The sequence below is a fragment of the Pantoea stewartii genome (assembly GCF_011044475.1).
Lineage (GTDB): Bacteria > Pseudomonadota > Gammaproteobacteria > Enterobacterales > Enterobacteriaceae > Pantoea > Pantoea stewartii.
Genome location: NZ_CP049115.1, coordinates 287998 through 305449, shown reverse-complemented (window position 1 = coordinate 305449; position 17452 = coordinate 287998). Strand labels below are relative to the sequence as shown.

14 protein-coding genes are annotated in these 17452 nt (G+C 56.0%); 8 read left to right on the top strand and 6 right to left on the bottom strand.

Annotation, left to right across the window (positions count from 1 at the left end):
• Nucleotides 1–347: 347 nt before the first annotated feature.
• The 4 genes from fetA to tus all read left to right on the top strand — a co-directional run bounded on the left by fetA (nucleotide 348) and on the right by tus (nucleotide 3973).
• Nucleotides 348–1025 carry an iron efflux ABC transporter ATP-binding subunit FetA gene (fetA, locus tag G5574_RS01380; RefSeq protein ID WP_164483179.1) on the top strand — a complete coding sequence of 226 codons (678 nt, stop codon included), beginning with the start codon at nucleotides 348–350 and terminating at the stop codon, nucleotides 1023–1025.
• Nucleotides 1003–1773, top strand: a complete 771-nt coding sequence (gene fetB, locus G5574_RS01375) for an iron efflux ABC transporter permease subunit FetB (protein WP_164481896.1) — start codon at nucleotides 1003–1005, stop codon at nucleotides 1771–1773. Before fetA ends, fetB begins: the two co-directional genes overlap by 23 nt.
• A 326-nt stretch (nucleotides 1774–2099) precedes the next feature.
• On the top strand, nucleotides 2100–2717 hold the full coding sequence (locus tag G5574_RS01370) for an undecaprenyl-diphosphatase (protein ID WP_162285673.1): 618 nt from the start codon (nucleotides 2100–2102) through the stop codon (nucleotides 2715–2717).
• Nucleotides 2718–3070: 353 nt separating this feature from the next.
• A complete protein-coding gene (gene tus / locus G5574_RS01365; RefSeq protein WP_216850767.1) occupies nucleotides 3071–3973 on the top strand; it encodes a DNA replication terminus site-binding protein in 903 nt (300 codons plus the stop codon).
• A 34-nt stretch (nucleotides 3974–4007) separates the two neighbouring features.
• Here the strand turns inward: tus and fumC are convergent, their stop codons facing one another.
• Nucleotides 4008–5405 carry a class II fumarate hydratase gene (fumC, locus tag G5574_RS01360; protein ID WP_006119076.1) on the bottom strand — a complete coding sequence of 466 codons (1398 nt, stop codon included), beginning with the start codon at nucleotides 5403–5405 and terminating at the stop codon, nucleotides 4008–4010.
• A 191-nt stretch (nucleotides 5406–5596) separates the two neighbouring features.
• Here fumC and manA point away from each other — a divergent pair, with 191 nt between their 5' ends.
• From manA to add, 3 genes are all read left to right on the top strand, one after another.
• Nucleotides 5597–6772, top strand: coding sequence for a mannose-6-phosphate isomerase (gene manA / locus G5574_RS01355; protein WP_054633837.1), 1176 nt, complete (start codon nucleotides 5597–5599; stop codon nucleotides 6770–6772).
• Nucleotides 6773–6893: 121 nt separating this feature from the next.
• Nucleotides 6894–8393, top strand: coding sequence for a YdgA family protein (locus tag G5574_RS01350; RefSeq protein WP_164481894.1), 1500 nt, complete (start codon nucleotides 6894–6896; stop codon nucleotides 8391–8393).
• A 227-nt stretch (nucleotides 8394–8620) separates the two neighbouring features.
• Nucleotides 8621–9616 carry an adenosine deaminase gene (gene add, locus G5574_RS01345; protein ID WP_164481893.1) on the top strand — a complete coding sequence of 332 codons (996 nt, stop codon included), beginning with the start codon at nucleotides 8621–8623 and terminating at the stop codon, nucleotides 9614–9616.
• Between the two features lie 48 nt (nucleotides 9617–9664).
• On the opposite strand, the gene G5574_RS01340 is transcribed toward add, so the two are convergent.
• From G5574_RS01340 to G5574_RS01320, 5 genes are all read right to left on the bottom strand, one after another.
• Nucleotides 9665–10705 (bottom strand): oxidoreductase, encoded by a 1041-nt coding sequence (locus G5574_RS01340; protein WP_164481892.1) that lies wholly within the window; start codon nucleotides 10703–10705, stop codon nucleotides 9665–9667.
• 78 nt (nucleotides 10706–10783) lie between these two features.
• On the bottom strand, nucleotides 10784–11701 hold the full coding sequence (gene araC / locus G5574_RS01335) for an arabinose operon transcriptional regulator AraC (protein WP_006119067.1): 918 nt from the start codon (nucleotides 11699–11701) through the stop codon (nucleotides 10784–10786).
• 72 nt (nucleotides 11702–11773) lie between these two features.
• On the bottom strand, nucleotides 11774–12760 hold the full coding sequence (araH, locus tag G5574_RS01330) for an L-arabinose ABC transporter permease AraH (protein WP_033741305.1): 987 nt from the start codon (nucleotides 12758–12760) through the stop codon (nucleotides 11774–11776).
• Nucleotides 12761–12772: 12 nt separating this feature from the next.
• A complete protein-coding gene (araG, locus tag G5574_RS01325; RefSeq protein ID WP_164481891.1) occupies nucleotides 12773–14293 on the bottom strand; it encodes an L-arabinose ABC transporter ATP-binding protein AraG in 1521 nt (506 codons plus the stop codon).
• A 118-nt stretch (nucleotides 14294–14411) separates the two neighbouring features.
• Entirely contained in the window at nucleotides 14412–15395 is a 984-nt protein-coding gene (locus G5574_RS01320) for an arabinose ABC transporter substrate-binding protein (RefSeq protein WP_006119064.1), read from the bottom strand.
• A gap of 365 nt (nucleotides 15396–15760) precedes the next feature.
• On the opposite strand from G5574_RS01320, the gene G5574_RS01315 reads away from it, so the two are divergent.
• Nucleotides 15761–17446 (top strand): ribulokinase, encoded by a 1686-nt coding sequence (locus tag G5574_RS01315; protein WP_164481890.1) that lies wholly within the window; start codon nucleotides 15761–15763, stop codon nucleotides 17444–17446.
• Nucleotides 17447–17452: the final 6 nt, after the last annotated feature.

The following is a 17452-nucleotide window of genomic DNA, read 5'->3' as shown; positions in this document are numbered from 1 at the left end:
GCAGCTAAGGCGATAAGGACATCCAAAATGTGCTGTTGCCCTGCCGCACAGTTAATCGCCCGGCAGGGTGTGAAAAAATCAGCAACCAAAATGAAAAGGCGCGTTACGCTCAGGTCTGAGGCTAAGCGGGACGCGCGGCGTGATGTCGTTGCTCATCTGAACCGGCTTGTGCGTTCCGTTAGCACCGGTGGTGAATTCGGCTATTCTGACTCATGGCTGACAGGACACGGCATAAAGAGGAAGATGCCAGGCCGGGCTGGAAAGCCACGCAAGGAGTAAAAGGCTGAATGCACCGCCTTTCAGATATCGACGAACCGGACTTATTAACCCCTATCCAGGAAGCAACGATGGCCCCTTCTCTGCCCCTGCTCGATGCGCAGGATGTCACCTTTTCACACGGCGGCAGACAGCTATTGCAGCCGGTCTCTTTACAGCTGTCGCCGGGCGACGTTGTCGTGCTCACCGGTGCCTCCGGCAGTGGCAAAAGTACCTTCCTGAAGATTCTTGCCTCTCTGTTAACGCCAACGACCGGAGAGATCCGCTTTCAGGGCCGCGATATCGCCACGCTCAGGGCCGAGGAATACCGTCAGCAGGTATCGTACTGTTTTCAGACGCCACAGCTTTTCGGTCAGACGGTTTATGACAACCTTGCCCTGCCCTGGCAACTTCGCCGCCAGACGCCGCCACAGGCGAAACTCAAGGCGTCGCTGGAGAGCGTTAATCTCTCGCCGGATATGCTGAATGCTGCGATTGAGCCCCTCTCTGGCGGCGAAAAGCAGCGCATTGGGCTGCTGCGCCATCTGCAGTTTGTGCCAGCCGTGCTGTTACTTGACGAAGTGACCAGCGCGCTTGATGAAGAAAACAGCCTGACGGTACAGTCGCTGATCAGGCGGCTTGTCGCAGAACACCCGATGGCCGTCGTCTGGATAAGTCACGATGTTAACGACATACAGCAGGCGGAGCATGTGCTTCGCCTCACGTCACCTGACAGGGAGAAGATGAATGCATCAGACAACAATAAGTGACAACTCGCTACTGCTGTCGCTGGTTCTGGTCCTGATGGCGTTGCTTATCAGCCAGAAAGAGAAGCTTGGCATGAGCAAAGATATTCTGTGGAGCGTCAGCCGCGCGATCGTTCAACTGGCCATCGTAGGCTATGTCCTCAAGTCGGTCTTTGATGTGAATAACGGCGGGCTGACCGTGCTGATGGTGCTGTTTATCTGCGTCAATGCGGCGCTTAATGCCCGTAAGCGCAGCCGTAACATCGATAATGCCTTTGTGATTTCGTTCGTTGCGATCGCGAGTGGCACCGCCATTACGCTGACCATTCTGGTCATGAGCGGTGCAATCGCCTTTCTGCCTATGCAGGTCATTCCGGTTTCCGGCATGATTGCCGGCAATGCCATGGTTGCTGTGGGGCTGTGTTACAGCAACCTGAACCAGCGCTTCACCGACAATGCCCAAAAAATTCAGGAGATGCTGAGCCTTGGCGCGCCAGTCAAACTGGCCTCGCAGCGAATCCTTGCCGGCAGCATTCGCGCCGCGATGATCCCCACCGTTGATGCCGCCAAAACTGTTGGTCTGGTGAGTTTACCCGGCATGATGTCCGGGCTGATCTTTGCGGGTGTTGACCCACTTAAGGCGATTAAGTACCAGATTATGGTTACGTTTATGCTGCTTGGCACAGCCAGTTTATCGACCATCATCGCCGTCTATTTGTCGTATCGTCGTTTTTTCACGGCCCGATCGCAGTTGAAAGTCTTAGCGAAGTGATGTTTCAGGCACCACGTCACGTTACCGATGCGGTGTGTTCTTCATTCATGGGTGGGGTTAACGGTCAGGCACTGACTGAACGAGATCCCCTGTTTGTCAGGGAGAAAATGCGCGTTGCCGCTGACATATCATGCCCGCCTGAGGATACCCTGCGCTTACCGCTGTGGTGTTTATGGCAGCCGCAAGGCGGGCCTCTTTCTTGAGAACGTGTTTCCACTCATTCAGCGGGCTGAACAGATGAACGCGGCGAATGACGATTAAGGTTTTATTAATCTTGCGCGGGGAAAATGGCCCTTGTCCTCTCTTACCACAGAGCCCACGCGCTGATGAATACTTTGCTGGAAACCTATAATCAGGATCTGTTCCTTACCATTAATGCCCTTCCCGGCACGCCCGGCTGGCTCATCGATTTTGCGACATTCAGCGCAGAGTATCTGATCTTTCTGCTGCCGCTTATGCTGCTGATTTACTGGTTTACAGGTGGGCGCGCAGAACGCGAAACCGCCCTGTTTGCCATCGTAACGGCCATCACAGGGCTGACACTGAATTTTCTCTGTTCAGCATTCTATTTTCATCCGCGCCCTTTTATGATTCGGCTGGGTCATCTGTGGATCGATCACGCTGCGGATACGTCATTTCCCAGCGACCACGGCACGCTGTTTTTCAGTATCACGCTGGCATTATGGGCCAGGGGTAACTGGGGCTCCGGTGGCATTCTCACGCTCGTCTCACTGCTGGTTGCCTGGTCACGCATCTTTCTCGGGGTTCACTTCCCACTGGATATGGCAGGCGCGCTCGGTGTAGCGGCCGTAGCCGTGATCATCGTAACCCTGTTCTGGCGCAAAAAAGGCGAAACGCTGCTGTCATGTTGCGAAGCCGTATCAATATGTTTATTCAGCCTGCTCCCGGAACGGATTTATCAGTTGTTCAGCCGACATTCGTAATCCTGCGCCGCTTAACCCCGGTGCCTGAAGGCGGCGAGAGCGCCCGCCAGGCACCGAATAACCTTTTTTGGTTTTGTCACCGTCGGTGACCAGCCGCTTCCCGCCGGTTCTGTCTACGCTGGTGACGATGGTAATGCACCCTGTCCCGCGTGGAGCTGTCACTCGCTTTTTTCTGATGGGCCTCATCGCACCCTGTATCACCTTCGTCTGCTCATGCCACAGGCCGCACCATGTCAAAAAACTTATAGTATGTTGTAACTATAAAGACGTTTGCAGCAGCGCGATCTTTCTGCCACATTGAGCATGTTGTAACTACAGGAGAGACTGCGGTGCGTTATGATTTAGTCACAGATATGCAGCAGTGCGTCAAGGATCTCGAAGAAGCCCTGGGAGCATTACGGCAGCAGATTGAGGCGCAGCCGCTGTTAATCGCCCGGGTCTTCAGTCTGCCCCCGATTGAAAAAGGGCATGAACACGATGCGATTACTCAGATTGCCGTGGAGCAGCACCTGGGCACAGAGGCGCGGGAGCGGGCGCTCAACCACTATTGCCGTCTGTTCATGCAGCACCAGTCAGAAAAGCTCAGCACTAAAGCCGCCGTGCGCCTGCCGGGTGCGCTCTGCATCGAATGCAACGAGCAGGACGCGCAGCAGCTTACCGCGTTTATCAACAGCATCAACCAGCTGAAAGCCCTTCTTGAGCACATGATCACCGTGGAGTCCGGTCTGCCTTCCGAAGCCCGGTTCGAATTTGTGCATCAGCATTTGCGTGGCTTAATTACCCTGAATGCTTACCGGACCATCACCGCCCTTCCCGCGCCAGAGAGTGTGCGCTTTGGCTGGGCAAACAAGCAGGTCATTAAGAACGTTAAACGGGACGAGATCATCGCCCAACTGGAAAAGAGTCTGAAGGCTGGCCGTGCCCAGGCTCCCTGGACACGCGAGCAGTGGGCGGAAAAAGTGCAGCAGGAACTGGCGGATGTACGCGCCCTGCCCGCATCCGCGCGCCTGAAGATTAAACGTCCGGTGAAAGTGCAGCCGGTTGCGCGCATCTGGCGTGCGGAAGAGAAAAAGCAAACGCAGCTTGCCTGCCCGTCACCGATTCTTGTGCTGTGCCGGGATCGCACCCAGGTGCCAAAGTTAGGTGAGCTGCTGAATTACGATGCGGAGGCGATTACGCATCGCTATAAACCCGCCGCAGAACCCCTGCATTTGCTGATCCCACGGCTGCATCTCTGGGTGGACTGCCCGGTGTGATATCAGGGCCTGTGCAGGCCCTGACAGACCTGACTTACGACTTCATGCTGCCTACCATGTCTTCCGGACGCACCCAGGCATCAAACTCCGCTTCCGTCAGATAGCCCAGCTTCAGCGCCGAAGCTTTCAGCGTTAAGCCTTGTTTATGGGCCTGTTTGGCAATTTCAGCGGCCTTGTCATAACCGATGTGCGTATTCAGCGCGGTGACCAGCATCAGCGACTCGTTGAGCAACTGATCAATACGCTCACGCACCGGTTCGATACCGACAGCGCAGTGGTGATTGAAACTGTCCATCCCATCCGCCAGTAAACGAACGGACTGCAGGAAGTTATGGATAATCATCGGACGATAAACGTTCAGTTCGAAGTTGCCTGATGCGCCCCCCATGTTAATCGCCACGTCATTACCCATGACCTGACAGCACAACATTGTCATCGCTTCACACTGGGTGGGGTTAACCTTGCCCGGCATGATGGAGCTGCCGGGTTCGTTTTCCGGGATAGCAATTTCGCCGATACCACAGCGCGGACCGGATGACAGCCAGCGGACATCATTAGCAATCTTCATCAGTGAAGCCGCCAGGCCTTTCAGCGCACCGTGTGCATGCACCAGCGCGTCGCAGGTGGCCAGGGCTTCAAACTTATTAGGGGCGGTCACAAACGGCTGCTCTGTCAGTTCCGCCAGGGCTTTCGCCACACGCACGGCATATTCAGGATGGGTATTCAGGCCGGTTCCCACCGCGGTGCCGCCCAGCGCCAGCTCGGCCAGATGCGGAATGCTCTGCTCAATATGTTTAAGGTTGTGCTCCAGCATGGCGACCCAGCCGGAGATCTCCTGACCGAGCGTGAGCGGCGTGGCGTCCTGCAGATGGGTACGGCCAATTTTAACGATATCTTTAAAGGCGTCAGATTTGGCACGCAGGGTTTGCTTCAGGACGTTCAGTTGGGGAATCAGGTGCTCTCGTACCGCAATGACCGCCGCAACGTGCATCGCCGTCGGGAAGACATCGTTTGAACTCTGGCTTTTATTAACGTCATCGTTGGGATGCACCAGGCGGGACATGCCGCGCTCACCGCCCAGCAGCTCACTCGCACGGTTGGCCAACACTTCATTCATGTTCATGTTGGTCTGGGTGCCGGAGCCGGTCTGCCAGATCGCCAGCGGGAATTCATCGCTGTGTTTATCCGCCAGCACTTCATCAGCGGCCTGAATAATCGCCTCCGCCCGCTCCGCAGGCAGTAAGCCTAAATCCCGGTTAACGCTGGCGGCCGCGCGTTTGGTCATCGCCAGCGCGTGCACCAGCGCCACCGGCATCTTCTCTGTTGAGATACGGAAATGCTCCAGGGAGCGCTGTGTCTGTGCGCCCCAAAGTTTATCAGCCGGTACATCAATTGGCCCCATTGAATCTTTTTCAACGCGATTGGCTGCCATGACTTTCTCCTTTCACCGTTTTAAATAAACCCTTCGTTCACGCGCGGGTGTTCGCTACGCATGAAGCAGATAAACTCATACAAATTTTTAACATCATCCGAGCTTAGCATCCTTCTTGCGCTGGATATGTATTTTCCATGCCAGTTTCTGCTTTAATAAGCGCAATATTCCCATGCCAGAAAGGCAGTGAAATGAAAAAGATGAGTAATGCGGTGCAATATTATGCCTGGGGGAGTAAGACGGCATTAACCTCCCTGTATGGCATCGCCAATCCTGAAGACTTACCGATGGCGGAACTGTGGATGGGGGCACATCCCAAAAGCCCGTCCGCCGTTGACGTTGAGGGGCAATCCCGCTCGTTACGCGATGTCATCGCGGCCCATCCGTCGCAGATGTTGGGCGACGCCGTGGCGAAACGCTTTGGCGAACTGCCCTTTTTATTTAAAGTGCTGTGTGCCGATCAGCCGCTCTCAATTCAGGTGCACCCCAGCAAATCCGCCGCCGAAGAGGGGTTTGCGCGTGAAAATGCCGCCTCTGTACCGCTCAGTTCGCCTGAGCGTAACTATAAAGATGCCAACCATAAACCGGAGCTGGTGTACGCCTTAACGCCGTTTAAAGCCATCAATGGGTTTCGCGAGCGCAACGAGATGGTGACACTGCTCACCCCAGTGGCGGACGCGCATCCAGAGATCGCGCATTTCCTGCGCCAGCCCAGCCCCGACAACCTGGCGCAACTGTTTTCAACCCTGCTGTCGCTTCAACAGGACGAAAAAGCGCAGGCGTTAACCGTACTGAAAAACGTCGTCAGTCAGCAGACAGGCGAACCCTGGCAAACCATTCATGAGATTGCGGAATACTATCCGGATGACAGCGGGTTATTCTCGCCGCTGCTGCTCAATGTGATTACTCTGCAGCCCGGACAGGCGATGTTCCTGTTTGCGGAAACGCCGCATGCTTATCTGCATGGCGTGGCGCTGGAGGTCATGGCCAACTCCGATAACGTTTTGCGCGCTGGCCTGACGCCAAAATATATTGATATTCCGGAACTGATGGCCAACCTCAAATTTGACGAAAAGCCGGCCAGCCAGCTTCTTACACAACCGGAGATACAGCAGGATGGCGAGTATTTTCCCATTCCGGTAGACGACTTTGCTTTCTCCATTCATACGGTGAATGCGCAGCCGCTTACCCTGCATCAGGAAAGCGCGGCACTGCTGTTTTGTATTGAAGGTGAGGCCACCGTCACCAATCGCCAGCAGCAACTGGTGCTAAAACCCGGCGAGTCCTGTTTCGTGGCCGCCACCGATGCGCCAGTGTCACTCACCGGCCAGGGTCGGGTGGCGCGCGTGTATAACACGTTTAACTGAGACGGCTGACGCCATTGCGCTTAACTGCTATTATTTCAAACTATTAGCTAAAATGCCTGCGGGCGCTTCTTCACCCGCTGTCTGTGACACGGGTGAAATCAAGGATAAGGACGATTCAGCAATGAAAAAGACTCAAGTTGCCGTTGGTGTGGTAGTCGCTCTGGGCGTAGTCTGGACAGGCGCGGCGTGGTTTACCGGCAAAAAGCTGGAAAGCAATATGGATCAAATGATTCAAAATGCTAACGCTCAGTTAACCACCCTGGCGCCCAACAGTCGTCTGAAAGTCAGCTATCAGGATTATCAACGCGGCATTTTCAGCAGCAAAATGAATGTGGTTATCCAGGCCAGCTCTCAGACCGAAGATAATCCTCTGCTCAAGCCCGGCCAGAGCATCATCCTGAACGAGCAGATCGACCACGGCCCGTTCCCCTTCGCACAGCTGAAAAAAGCCAACCTGATCCCCAGCATGGCGTCCGTGCGTACCACGCTGACCAATACCGATGCGGTCAAAAAGCTGTTTGAACTGACCAACAACCAGTCGTTTATCAACGCCGAAACGCGTGTGGGTTACAGCGGCAGCACCGACACCGCAATAAAAATTCTGCCCATCGATTATCAAAATGCGCAAACAGCGCAACGCTTAGCCACCAGCGGCGGCACGCTGAATATCAGCGCAGACAACAAAGGCGATAAAGTGGGCCTGGACAGTGACATCGACAGCATTGCCATCACCACCAAAAATCAGGTCGATCAGCCGGTGATGTTTACGCTGAACGGCCTGAAGCTGAAAGCGGATACGCATCTCACCAACGAAGGCGTACGCATTGGCGATCAGTCCATCAGCGTAGATAAAGTGGCCGCCGCAGTCAGCGGTCAGGACGCGGTTATTCTTAACAAGATGGTCGGTGATTCCTCTTTTGATAATCAGTCCGGCAAAATCAATGGCGACATTAATTACAAAATTGACGGCGTTGAGGTGCAGAAGCAGAACCTGGGTCAGTTCGCATTAAAAATGAAGCTGTCACAGTTTGATGCGCAAAGCGTTAAAGCGTTCTCGGATAACTACAACGCTCAGCTGACCACCCTGATGAACCAGCCTGGCGTGGAAGACGATCCGGTGCGTTTCCAGAACGGTGTGCGCGCGATCCTGCTGAACAATTTGCCGACCCTGCTGAAAGGGGCCCCGTCCATCAGCATCGCACCACTGAGCTGGAAGAACGATAAAGGCGAGAGTACTTTCAACCTGAATGCCCACTTTAACGATCCGTCCACGGTGACAGGCGAACCGCAGACGCTGGCGGCATCCGTTGATCGCGTACTGAAAACGCTGGATCTGAAGCTGTCTGTCAACATGCCGATGGCGACGGAAACCATGCGCCATATTGGCCTGGCTGAAGGTTATCAGGCTGAAGACGCGCAGAAACTGGCCGATCAGCAGGTTAAAGGGCTGGCAGCGATGGGCCAGATGTTCCGTCTGACACAAACGCAGGACAACAACATCGTTACCAGCCTGCAGTATGCCAACGGTCAGGTGAACATGAACGGCGATAAGATGTCGCTGGAGCAGTTCATGTCACGCTATATGCTTGGCGTCCCGACAAACGAAGGCATGCCGCAATAAGGTCAACCTTTTCGATCAAGGCGGCCCTGGCCGCCTTTTTTACGTCACTGCACCGCCCGCTTTTCTCTCCCGATTCGCTCTTATCAGGCGGCCTGCGCGGCGTTCCCGTTTATAAAGTGAACAGTTAACCCCTGCCTTTCACACTTGTTGCGCAAATCACTGGCGTTGTTGCGCAAGATATTTTTATAATGCTCTGCACTTTACAGATATCCAGACGAGTGCACTCCATGATTGATTCAACGCTTCCCCTTACCGACATTCACCGCCACCTTGATGGCAACATCCGTGCACAAACCATCCTTGATTTAGGCCGCCAGTTTAACCTGACCTTACCGGCGGATACGCTGGACACCCTGCGTCCGCATGTTCAGGTCACCGAAACGCAACCGGATCTGGTCAGCTTTCTGCAAAAGCTGGACTGGGGCGTGAAAGTGCTGGGCGATCTTGACGCCTGTCAGCGTATCGCGCGTGAGAACGTCGAGGATGCCGCCCGCGCCGGGATTCACTATGCCGAGCTGCGCTTTTCACCCGGCTATATGGCGATGACCCACCATCTGCCGATTGCCGGTGTGGTTGAGGCGGTAATTGATGGCGTAAAGGCCGGCTGCCAGCAGCATGATATCACCGTGCGCTTAACGGGCATCATGAGCCGGACTTTTGGCGAACAGGCCTGTCTGGATGAACTGAACGGCTTCCTCGACCATCGCGACCATATTACCGCCGTGGATTTGGCCGGGGATGAACTCGGTGCGCCGGGTCACCGTTTTCTGAGCCACTTCCGTCGCGCCCGGGATGCCGGTTTTCATATTACCGTGCATGCCGGTGAAGCCGCAGGCCCGGAAAGTATCTGGCAGGCGATTCGTGATCTGGGCGCTGAACGCATCGGTCATGGTGTGAAGGCTATTGAAGATCGCGCGCTGATGGACTATCTGGCGGAAAACGGTATTGGTATCGAATCCTGCCTGACCTCCAATATCCAGACCAGCACCGTCGCCTCGCTGGCGCAGCATCCGCTGAAAACGTTCCTGGAGCATGGCGTGCTGGCGACCATCAACACCGACGATCCCGCCGTACAGGGCATTGAGCTGGCCCATGAGTACCTGCATGCCGCCCCGGCTGCGGGACTGAGCCAGGCGCAAATGCGTCAGGCACAGGACAACGGCCTGACTATCGCGTTCTTGAGCGCGGCAGAAAAAGCCGCCATCCGGGCGAAAGTGCAGTAAGCATAAAAAAGGCCGCGTTATTCGCGGCCTTTTTAGCGCTGAAAGCGCTTATTTCAGCGACATCGTCTGGCGTTTTTCCGCCGACTGGAGCCCCAGCTCAATCAGTTCCATGACCTGAATGGCTTCTTCCGCCGTCACCGGATTCGCCCCGCGCCCGGAAATGGCATCACGAATCGCAGCGTAATAGGCGGGATAGTTGCCCGGCTGTGTCAGGACGGTTTTTTCATTCAGCGCGTCGCCCTCCACCTGGGTCAGCGTACCGTCACGCATGTCGTAACCCCAGTTCTCGCCCGGCGGGAAATCCCCCGCTTTCAGCCGATCTTCCTGCGGGTCCAGACCGTATTTGACGTAACTGCCCCGCGTACCGTGCACGGTATAGCGTGCGGATTCGGCCGCCACCAGCATGCTGGCGTGCAGCACCACCCGGCGCTGTGGATAGGTCAGCGTCGCATGAAAATAGTCGGTGGTCTGGGCACCCGGCCGCATTTCCGCCAGATCAACGTTAATCGCCACCGGCGGGCCAAACAGCTGTAGCGCCTGATCCAGCAGGTGCGGTCCCAGATCGTACCAGATGCCGCTGCCCGCCCCTTTCATCTCGCGCCAGCGCTGCCGTACTTCCAGACGGAAACGGTCAAAGTGCGATTCAAAATAACGCACCTCACCCAGCTCACCCGCTGCCAGTAAGCCTTTCAGCGTCAGGAAATCACTGTCCCAATGGCGGTTATGGAATACGGATAACAGCAGCCCTTTGGCTTTAGCTAAGGCATCCAGCTCGCGCGCCTGTGACAACGTCACGGTGAACGGTTTGTCCACCACGACGTGCTTGCCTGCGTTGAGTGCGGCTTTAGCCAGAGGGAAGTGCGTATCATTCGGTGTAGGGATAACAATCAGATCTAACGTAGGATCGTCGAACAGGGCCTGGGGCCCGGCGACGACCTGCACGGCGGGCCAGTCGGCATGGACTTTGCTGGCATCGCTGCTGGAGATGGCAGCCAGTTCAACCTCCGGCGTGCCCGCGATCAGGGGCGCGTGGAAGGTTTTGCTGGCAAAGCCATAGCCGATGAGTCCTACTCGCAGTTTCTCGCTCATTCCTTTTCCTCATTAATCGCTAAACAGACTGATTTAAGACTAATAGTCGGGTCAGGACAAGGAGGATTCCCCTTAAAATCAGGAGACTGAGCGCCGTGCACCGTTCCAGGCGCTCTGACTGGCCAGGTTATCGTGTACGTCCTGATTGCGGCGGCGGAAATCACTCGGGCTGACGCCGACGCGCTTACGGAAGACGCGCGAAAAATAAAGCTGATCGTCGTAGCCCACTTCACGCCCAATGCTGGCGATGGGTTCCTGCGTGGTTTGCAGTAACAACTTAGCGCGAATGACGCGCTGATCTTCCCGCCAGCGAAGCAGGTTCACGCCCATTTGCTCGCGGAACAGGTGCGCCAGCCGCGAAGGTGACAGACACACATGGCGCGCCACTTCCTCGATTTTGACCTCGCTGGCCAGATGATTATTCACATACTGGCAGGCTTCGATGATACGGGGATCGCGGATTTGCTGATGGTTACGTGGATCTTCTTCCACCGCCCGTAACAACAGCCGTTCCAGCAAATTCATTGCCAGTTCTTCGGCAAAACGACGCGATGAGTTGTGGGTTTGTTCAATGGTGGCAAACAGGCGATCAAATTCGCCCCGCAGTGACTCCGGTAAGCGCAGCCGACCAACGCCTTCCTGTTCATCCTGCCAGCGCAGCCAGTCATGCCAGTACGCGCGCGGACGAAAATAGACCCAGCGGTGAAACCACTGCGGACTGTCGGGCGCCCGACCATAATAGTGAGCCGTTTTTGGCTGGAACAGCAGCATTTCACCCGGTTCACAGTCAAAGGCCTTTTCGCCGTCGAACACCCGCCCTTTACCTTTAATGGTCAGGTTGAGAATATAGCCCTTCATGCCGTGTGGGCGATCAATAAAGAAATCCAGCGGACCATCCGCGGTGATCGGGGTTAATCCCGCCACCAGCCAGGCATTAAACGCGTATCCGGGCAGCAAAGGGTTCTGCTGCTCTGCCGGTAATTCACGGTGATACATACTGTCCTCACTTCGTCGTTGATTGATCACGCGCGGACGCCTTTCGCGTCCGCGGGAAGGTTTCACGCCAAATCAGACTTTATTCTTTTGTTTGTAGCGGTCGAATATCACCGCTGCCAACAGTATCAAACCCCGCACAACATACTGTGAGAATGGCGAGATATTTAATAAATTCATCGCATTCTCAACGGTGCCCAGAATCAGTACCCCGGCGATCACATAGGAGATTTTGCCGATGCCGCCCTTCAGTGACACGCCGCCCAGTACGCAGGCCGAGATGACCACCAGTTCATAACCAATTGAGGTCATGGGCTGACCGCTGGTCATACGTGACGCCAGGATGATGCCCGCCGCCGCAGAGACGAGGCCAGAGAGAATAAAGATAATGATGCGGGTACGCACAACCGGCACGCCCGCCAGCCGTGCAGCCTCTTCATTCCCGCCAATCGCCAGCGTGTTGCGGCCAAAGGTGGTTTTGTTCAACAGGAAGGCGAAGATCACCATGGTACCCAGCGTGATCCAGATGGGCGCAGGCACGCCCAGCCAGTTGGCGAAGCCCAGTACGAAGAAGCGCTCGTCTTCGATGCCCACCGCTTTACCGTCCGAGAAGATATAGGCCAGACCGCGCACAATCTGCATGGTCGCCAGCGTGGTAATCAGGGCGTTGATTTTCAGTCGGGCGATAACAAACCCATTGATAAATCCGGTGATGACACCGAGTAACAGCCCGGCCGCCACCCCCAGCCAGAGGCTCTCGCTCATATTGATCACCACGGCGGTGACCACGCCCGCGCAGGCAATCACCGAGGCCACCGACAGGTCAAAATCGCCGGAGGCCAGGCAGAACAGCATACCGCAGGCCACCATGCCGGACATCGACATGGCCAGCCCCAGGCCTTTCATGTTGATAAAGGAGCCAAAGTTAGGGACAAAAACCGCACAGGCGATGAACAGCAGGGCAAACACCACCAGCATGCCAAAGTTGTCCCAGACGCGCCCAAAATGCACACCCCGGCGAGGGGCGGCTGGCGGCGTATTTGATGTCGTGGAAGAAGTCACGGTACTCTCCTGTCAGGCCACGGCGGCCGCATGTGTCGTTTTAGGCATGGCCAGGCTCAGCGTCAGCTGCTCTGTGGCCTCGTCATGCAGTAATTCCCCGGCGACCGCCCCTTCGCGCATCACGATAATGCGGTCGGCCAGGCCCATCACTTCCGGGAGATCGCTGGAGGCAAACAGCACCGCAATGCCGTTGTTCGCCAGCTGGTAAATCAGGTTATAAATTTCGTGTTTAGCCCCGACATCAATGCCGCGGGTAGGCTCGTCCAGCAAAATCACCTTGATCTCCTCGGACAACCAGCGGCCAAGAATGGCTTTTTGCTGGTTACCGCCGGACAGGTTCATGATCAACTGGTCAGCGCTGGGCGTTTTGATTTTGAGGGAACGGATATGGCTGTCGGCATTCTTCACCTCCCAGCCGTTTTTGATCAGGCAACCGGCGGTGAGGTTATGACGGCGGGCGCTGATGTTGATGTTGTCGCGCACCGAATGCACCGGAATAATGCCTTCGGCTTTGCGATCTTCAGGGCACAGCATCACGCCCGCCCGAATCGCATCAATTGGCGCCGTCACGTTAAGGGGTTCCCCGTCCAGCAGAATGCGGCCACCGCGCAGGCGCGTGGCGCCAAACAGCCCTTTCAGCAGTTCGGTGCGTCCCGCGCCCACCAGACCAAACAGGCCGACAATTTCCCCGGCATGCACATTCAGCGAGATTGGCGCTCTGACGCCCTTCGCCTCTACGTCCTGTAGCGCCAGCCGTATCGGGCCTTTTTCCCGCGGCGCGTAGCCGTAGATATCACCCAGATTACGTCCGACCATCGCCTGCACCAGATCGTCGTGATGCGTATTGGCCATGTCCGTAAAGGTGCGCACATAGCGCCCGTCTTTAAACACGGTGATGGCGTCACTGAGGGCAAAAATCTCTTCCATACGGTGCGAGACATACAGCACCACGCGCCCTTCCGCGCGCAACTGGCGGATCACCCGAAACAGATTGTCGATTTCGCGTGCGGACAGCGAGCTGGTTGGCTCATCAAAGGCAATGATGCGCGCGTTACGGGCCAGCGCTTTGGCAATCTCAACCATCTGCCACTGGCCCAGCGACAGGTATTTCAGCGGCATGTCCGGATCGATATCCATACCTAAATTTTTCAGTTGCAGCCCGGCTTCGTAACGCAGCAGCTTGCGGTTTACCAGGCCATGCTTATGCGGCAACTGGCCCAGATAGATATTCTCCGCCACGCTCATTTCGGGCACTAAATGCAGTTCCTGGTAGATAATGGCGACACCCGCATCCAGCGCATCCGTGGTGTGCTGGAAATTCATCGGCTTGCCTTTGATGCGAATCTCGCCGCCACTGGGCAGATAGCTGCCGCTGAGGATTTTAAGCAGTGTCGATTTACCGGCACCGTTTTCCCCCATCAGCGCGTGCACCTGACCGCCATGGCATTCAAATGAAATATCCTGCAGCGCTTTCACGCCGGGAAAAGTTTTACTGATGCCATGAAACGACAGAAAGGCTGAATCAGTGTTCATGGTGTCTCCAATAGATTGCTGTGAGGAATCGGGGCACCTGACGCTCAGGCTGAATACCGTCGCGGTGTTCAGCCCTGCTTTCCTGATGACCCGATGGTGTTATCCGTACTGCCTGTTATTACATCAACCCTTTCTTCGCCAGCTCGGTTTTGAAGTTGTCACGTGTAATCAACACGACGTCTGTCACTTCGGTGAATTTCGGTGGCTCCTGTCCTTTGCTTACCCAGTTGTAGAGCATCTGGCTGCTCTTATAGCCATGGATATCCGGACTTGGCAGCAGTGAGCCATAGAAGCCGGTCGCGTTGGCTTTTGACAGTTCGCTGACGGCGTCGACGCCGTTGATACCGATACCGATCACGTCAGCGGCTTTAAAGCCCTGACCTTCGGTTGCACGCACGCCGCCCAGCACGGTGTTGTCGTTCATGCCGACAATCAGCCAGTGCTTCACTTCAGGGTGCTGAACCAGCAGGGAGTTACCGGCATCAAATGCGCCGGGGATGTCATTCGATTTGGTCGGGACCTGATAGATCTGTTTTTCCGGGAAGCCAGCCGCTTTCAGGGCATCCATCGAACCACCGGTACGACGACGCGCGGTATCCAGTTCGTTAGCGGTGATCGCCATCACGGCGGTGTCTTTGACATCCCAGCCGCGTTTCTGCATTTCTTTATACAGTTCCTGTCCCTGACGTTCGCCAATTTTGGTCGCGGCCATCATGACCAGCGGTACGCTGTCCATCGGCTTGCCTTTGGCGTTCACAAACTGATCGTCCACGGCGATCACCTTCAGGCCATAACCGCGCGCCTTTGCCATGATGGCGGAGCCGAGTTTGGGATCCGGTGTGCAGATCACGAAGCCTTTTGCGCCATTCGCGGCCAGGCTGTCGATAGCATTAAGGGTTTTTTCGCCGTCCGGAACGGCAATTTTGATCACCTCAAAGCCCAGGTCTTTACCGGCTTTATCCGCAAATTTCCATTCGGTCTGGAACCAGGGTTCTTCCGGCTGCTTCACCAGAAAACCCAGCTTCATGGTCTCGGCGATAGCTGATTGTGACATAACCGCTGCCAGCCCGATGGCTGCCAGCGCTTTAGTGAATTTATGCATGATGCTCTCCGGCGCTAGTGGTTTTATCGCTGTTAAATACGAATCGGTGTAAACGCTACCAGTTCACTCTCTTTTGTAGGTACAGATGTAAATCAGCACGTTAGCGGGAGCCATGAGGGTAGCCTGCTTAAACGCTGGCCTAGTTTTAGCGGGAATGAAGAAGAAAAATGTAGAGCGGTATCACATCTTAAAATCACGACAGAATGATCCATATATTCAGCAAATTTAACCGTCTGTTAACTTTTGCAATGGATCACAAATTCACTGCTTGTGGCAGAAAAGTGCATATTCTCAGCCAGCCGTGACTAACCCTTCTTTTTTACACATCTCAGGATAAGGAGGTTTATTCACAACAGGAGAGTCAAATGCGTACTGAAGCCATCACCCTGGGGCTGGACTTTGGTAGTGATTCGGTGCGTGCGGTGGCGGTGGATTGTCACACTGGTCAGGAGCTGCACAGTGCCGTGGTCAACTATGCACGCTGGCAGCAGGGACTTTACAGCGATCCTCACAGCAACCGCTTTCGTCACCATCCTCAGGACTATATTGATGCTATGGAGCAGGCCATGCTGGGTGTGCTCGCGGCGCTGAGCGACACGCAACGGGCCGCCGTCGTCGGCATCGGTGTCGACAGCACCGGCTCCACCCCCGCTCCGATCGATCGTGACGGCAAGGTACTTGCCCTGCGACCGGAGTTTGCGGAAAACCCCAATGCGATGTTTGTGCTGTGGAAAGACCATACGGCCATTGAAGAAGCGGAAGAGATTAACCGCCTGTGTCGCAGCGGCCGCTTTACCGATTACAGCCGCTATATCGGCGGGATCTACTCGTCGGAATGGTTCTGGGCCAAGATTCTTCATATTACCCGCCAGGATGCTGCCGTGCGCGATGCGGCCGTATCCTGGGTTGAACTCTGTGACTGGGTGCCCGCCTTACTCAGCGATACCGTCGCCCCGGACAAACTCCGTCGTGGGCGTTGTGCCGCTGGCCACAAAGCGCTGTTTCATGCTGACTGGAACGGCTTACCCAACGCCGACTTCCTTAACGCGCTGGACCCGGCGCTGACTCAACAGCTGGATTCTCCCCTGTTCAGCGAGACCTGGACCGCGGATATCCCGGTGGGCACGCTGAGCCCGGAATGGTCGCAACGCCTGGGTTTATCGCAGCAGGTTACGATTTCGGGCGGCGCATTTGACTGCCATATGGGCGCGGTCGGCGCCGGTGCGCGACCCTATACCTTAGTGAAAGTGATTGGCACGTCGACCTGCGACATCCTGATTGCTGACACCGGGAAAGTCGGCGACCGCGCCATCAAAGGCATCTGTGGTCAGGTTGATGGCAGCGTCGTGCCGGGCGCGATTGGTCTGGAAGCAGGCCAGTCGGCGTTTGGCGATATTTATGCCTGGTACAGCCGCCTGCTGGGCTGGCCGCTGCAGCTGGCAGCGCAGCACCATCCCGAACTTAAACCGCAGTTGGCTGAGATGCAAACGTCACTGATCACCCGTCTGACCGAGGCCTGGGTCGCCAGTCCGCAGTTGGATCACCTGCCCGTAGTGCTGGACTGGTTCAACGGCCGCCGTACGCCCAATGCCAACCAGCGCCTGAAAGGGGTTATTACCGACCTGAATCTCGGCACGGATGCTCCGGCCCTGTTTGGCGGCCTGATTGCGGCCACCGCCTTTGGTGCCCGCGCCATCATGGAGTGCTTCGAGCAGCAGGCAATTCCGGTGGAAAACATTCTTACCCTCGGCGGCATTGCCCGTAAATCCCCCGCCATTATGCAGGCCTGCTGCGACGTGATGAACCGGCCGCTGGATATCGTCGCCTCCGATGAGTGCTGTGCGCTGGGCGCTGCCATCTTCGCTGCCGTCGCCGCGGGCGTTCACCGCGATGTGGAGCAGGCACAGGACGTCATGGCCAGCCCGATTGACGTGACGCTGCAGCCCGATCCGCAGCGCGTCGCGCGTTATCAGGCACTTTATCAACGCTATCAACAATGGTGCGAGACGGCAGAACCCCATTATGCCGCCCGTTCCGCTTCCGCTAAGTAAAGGAGT

What these genes read in the sequence shown, in the direction of transcription:
- fetA (WP_164483179.1), top strand. Translation starts at nt 348, where the DNA reads ATGGCCCCTTCTCTGCCCCTGCTCGATGCGCAGGATGTCACCTTTTCA.
- fetB (WP_164481896.1), top strand. Translation starts at nt 1,003, where the DNA reads ATGCATCAGACAACAATAAGTGACAACTCGCTACTGCTGTCGCTGGTT.
- G5574_RS01370 (WP_162285673.1), top strand. Translation starts at nt 2,100, where the DNA reads ATGAATACTTTGCTGGAAACCTATAATCAGGATCTGTTCCTTACCATT.
- tus (WP_216850767.1), top strand. Translation starts at nt 3,071, where the DNA reads ATGCAGCAGTGCGTCAAGGATCTCGAAGAAGCCCTGGGAGCATTACGG.
- fumC (WP_006119076.1), bottom strand. Translation starts at nt 5,405, where the DNA reads ATGGCAGCCAATCGCGTTGAAAAAGATTCAATGGGGCCAATTGATGTA.
- manA (WP_054633837.1), top strand. Translation starts at nt 5,597, where the DNA reads ATGAAAAAGATGAGTAATGCGGTGCAATATTATGCCTGGGGGAGTAAG.
- G5574_RS01350 (WP_164481894.1), top strand. Translation starts at nt 6,894, where the DNA reads ATGAAAAAGACTCAAGTTGCCGTTGGTGTGGTAGTCGCTCTGGGCGTA.
- add (WP_164481893.1), top strand. Translation starts at nt 8,621, where the DNA reads ATGATTGATTCAACGCTTCCCCTTACCGACATTCACCGCCACCTTGAT.
- G5574_RS01340 (WP_164481892.1), bottom strand. Translation starts at nt 10,705, where the DNA reads ATGAGCGAGAAACTGCGAGTAGGACTCATCGGCTATGGCTTTGCCAGC.
- araC (WP_006119067.1), bottom strand. Translation starts at nt 11,701, where the DNA reads ATGTATCACCGTGAATTACCGGCAGAGCAGCAGAACCCTTTGCTGCCC.
- araG (WP_164481891.1), bottom strand. Translation starts at nt 14,293, where the DNA reads ATGAACACTGATTCAGCCTTTCTGTCGTTTCATGGCATCAGTAAAACT.
- G5574_RS01320 (WP_006119064.1), bottom strand. Translation starts at nt 15,395, where the DNA reads ATGCATAAATTCACTAAAGCGCTGGCAGCCATCGGGCTGGCAGCGGTT.
- G5574_RS01315 (WP_164481890.1), top strand. Translation starts at nt 15,761, where the DNA reads ATGCGTACTGAAGCCATCACCCTGGGGCTGGACTTTGGTAGTGATTCG.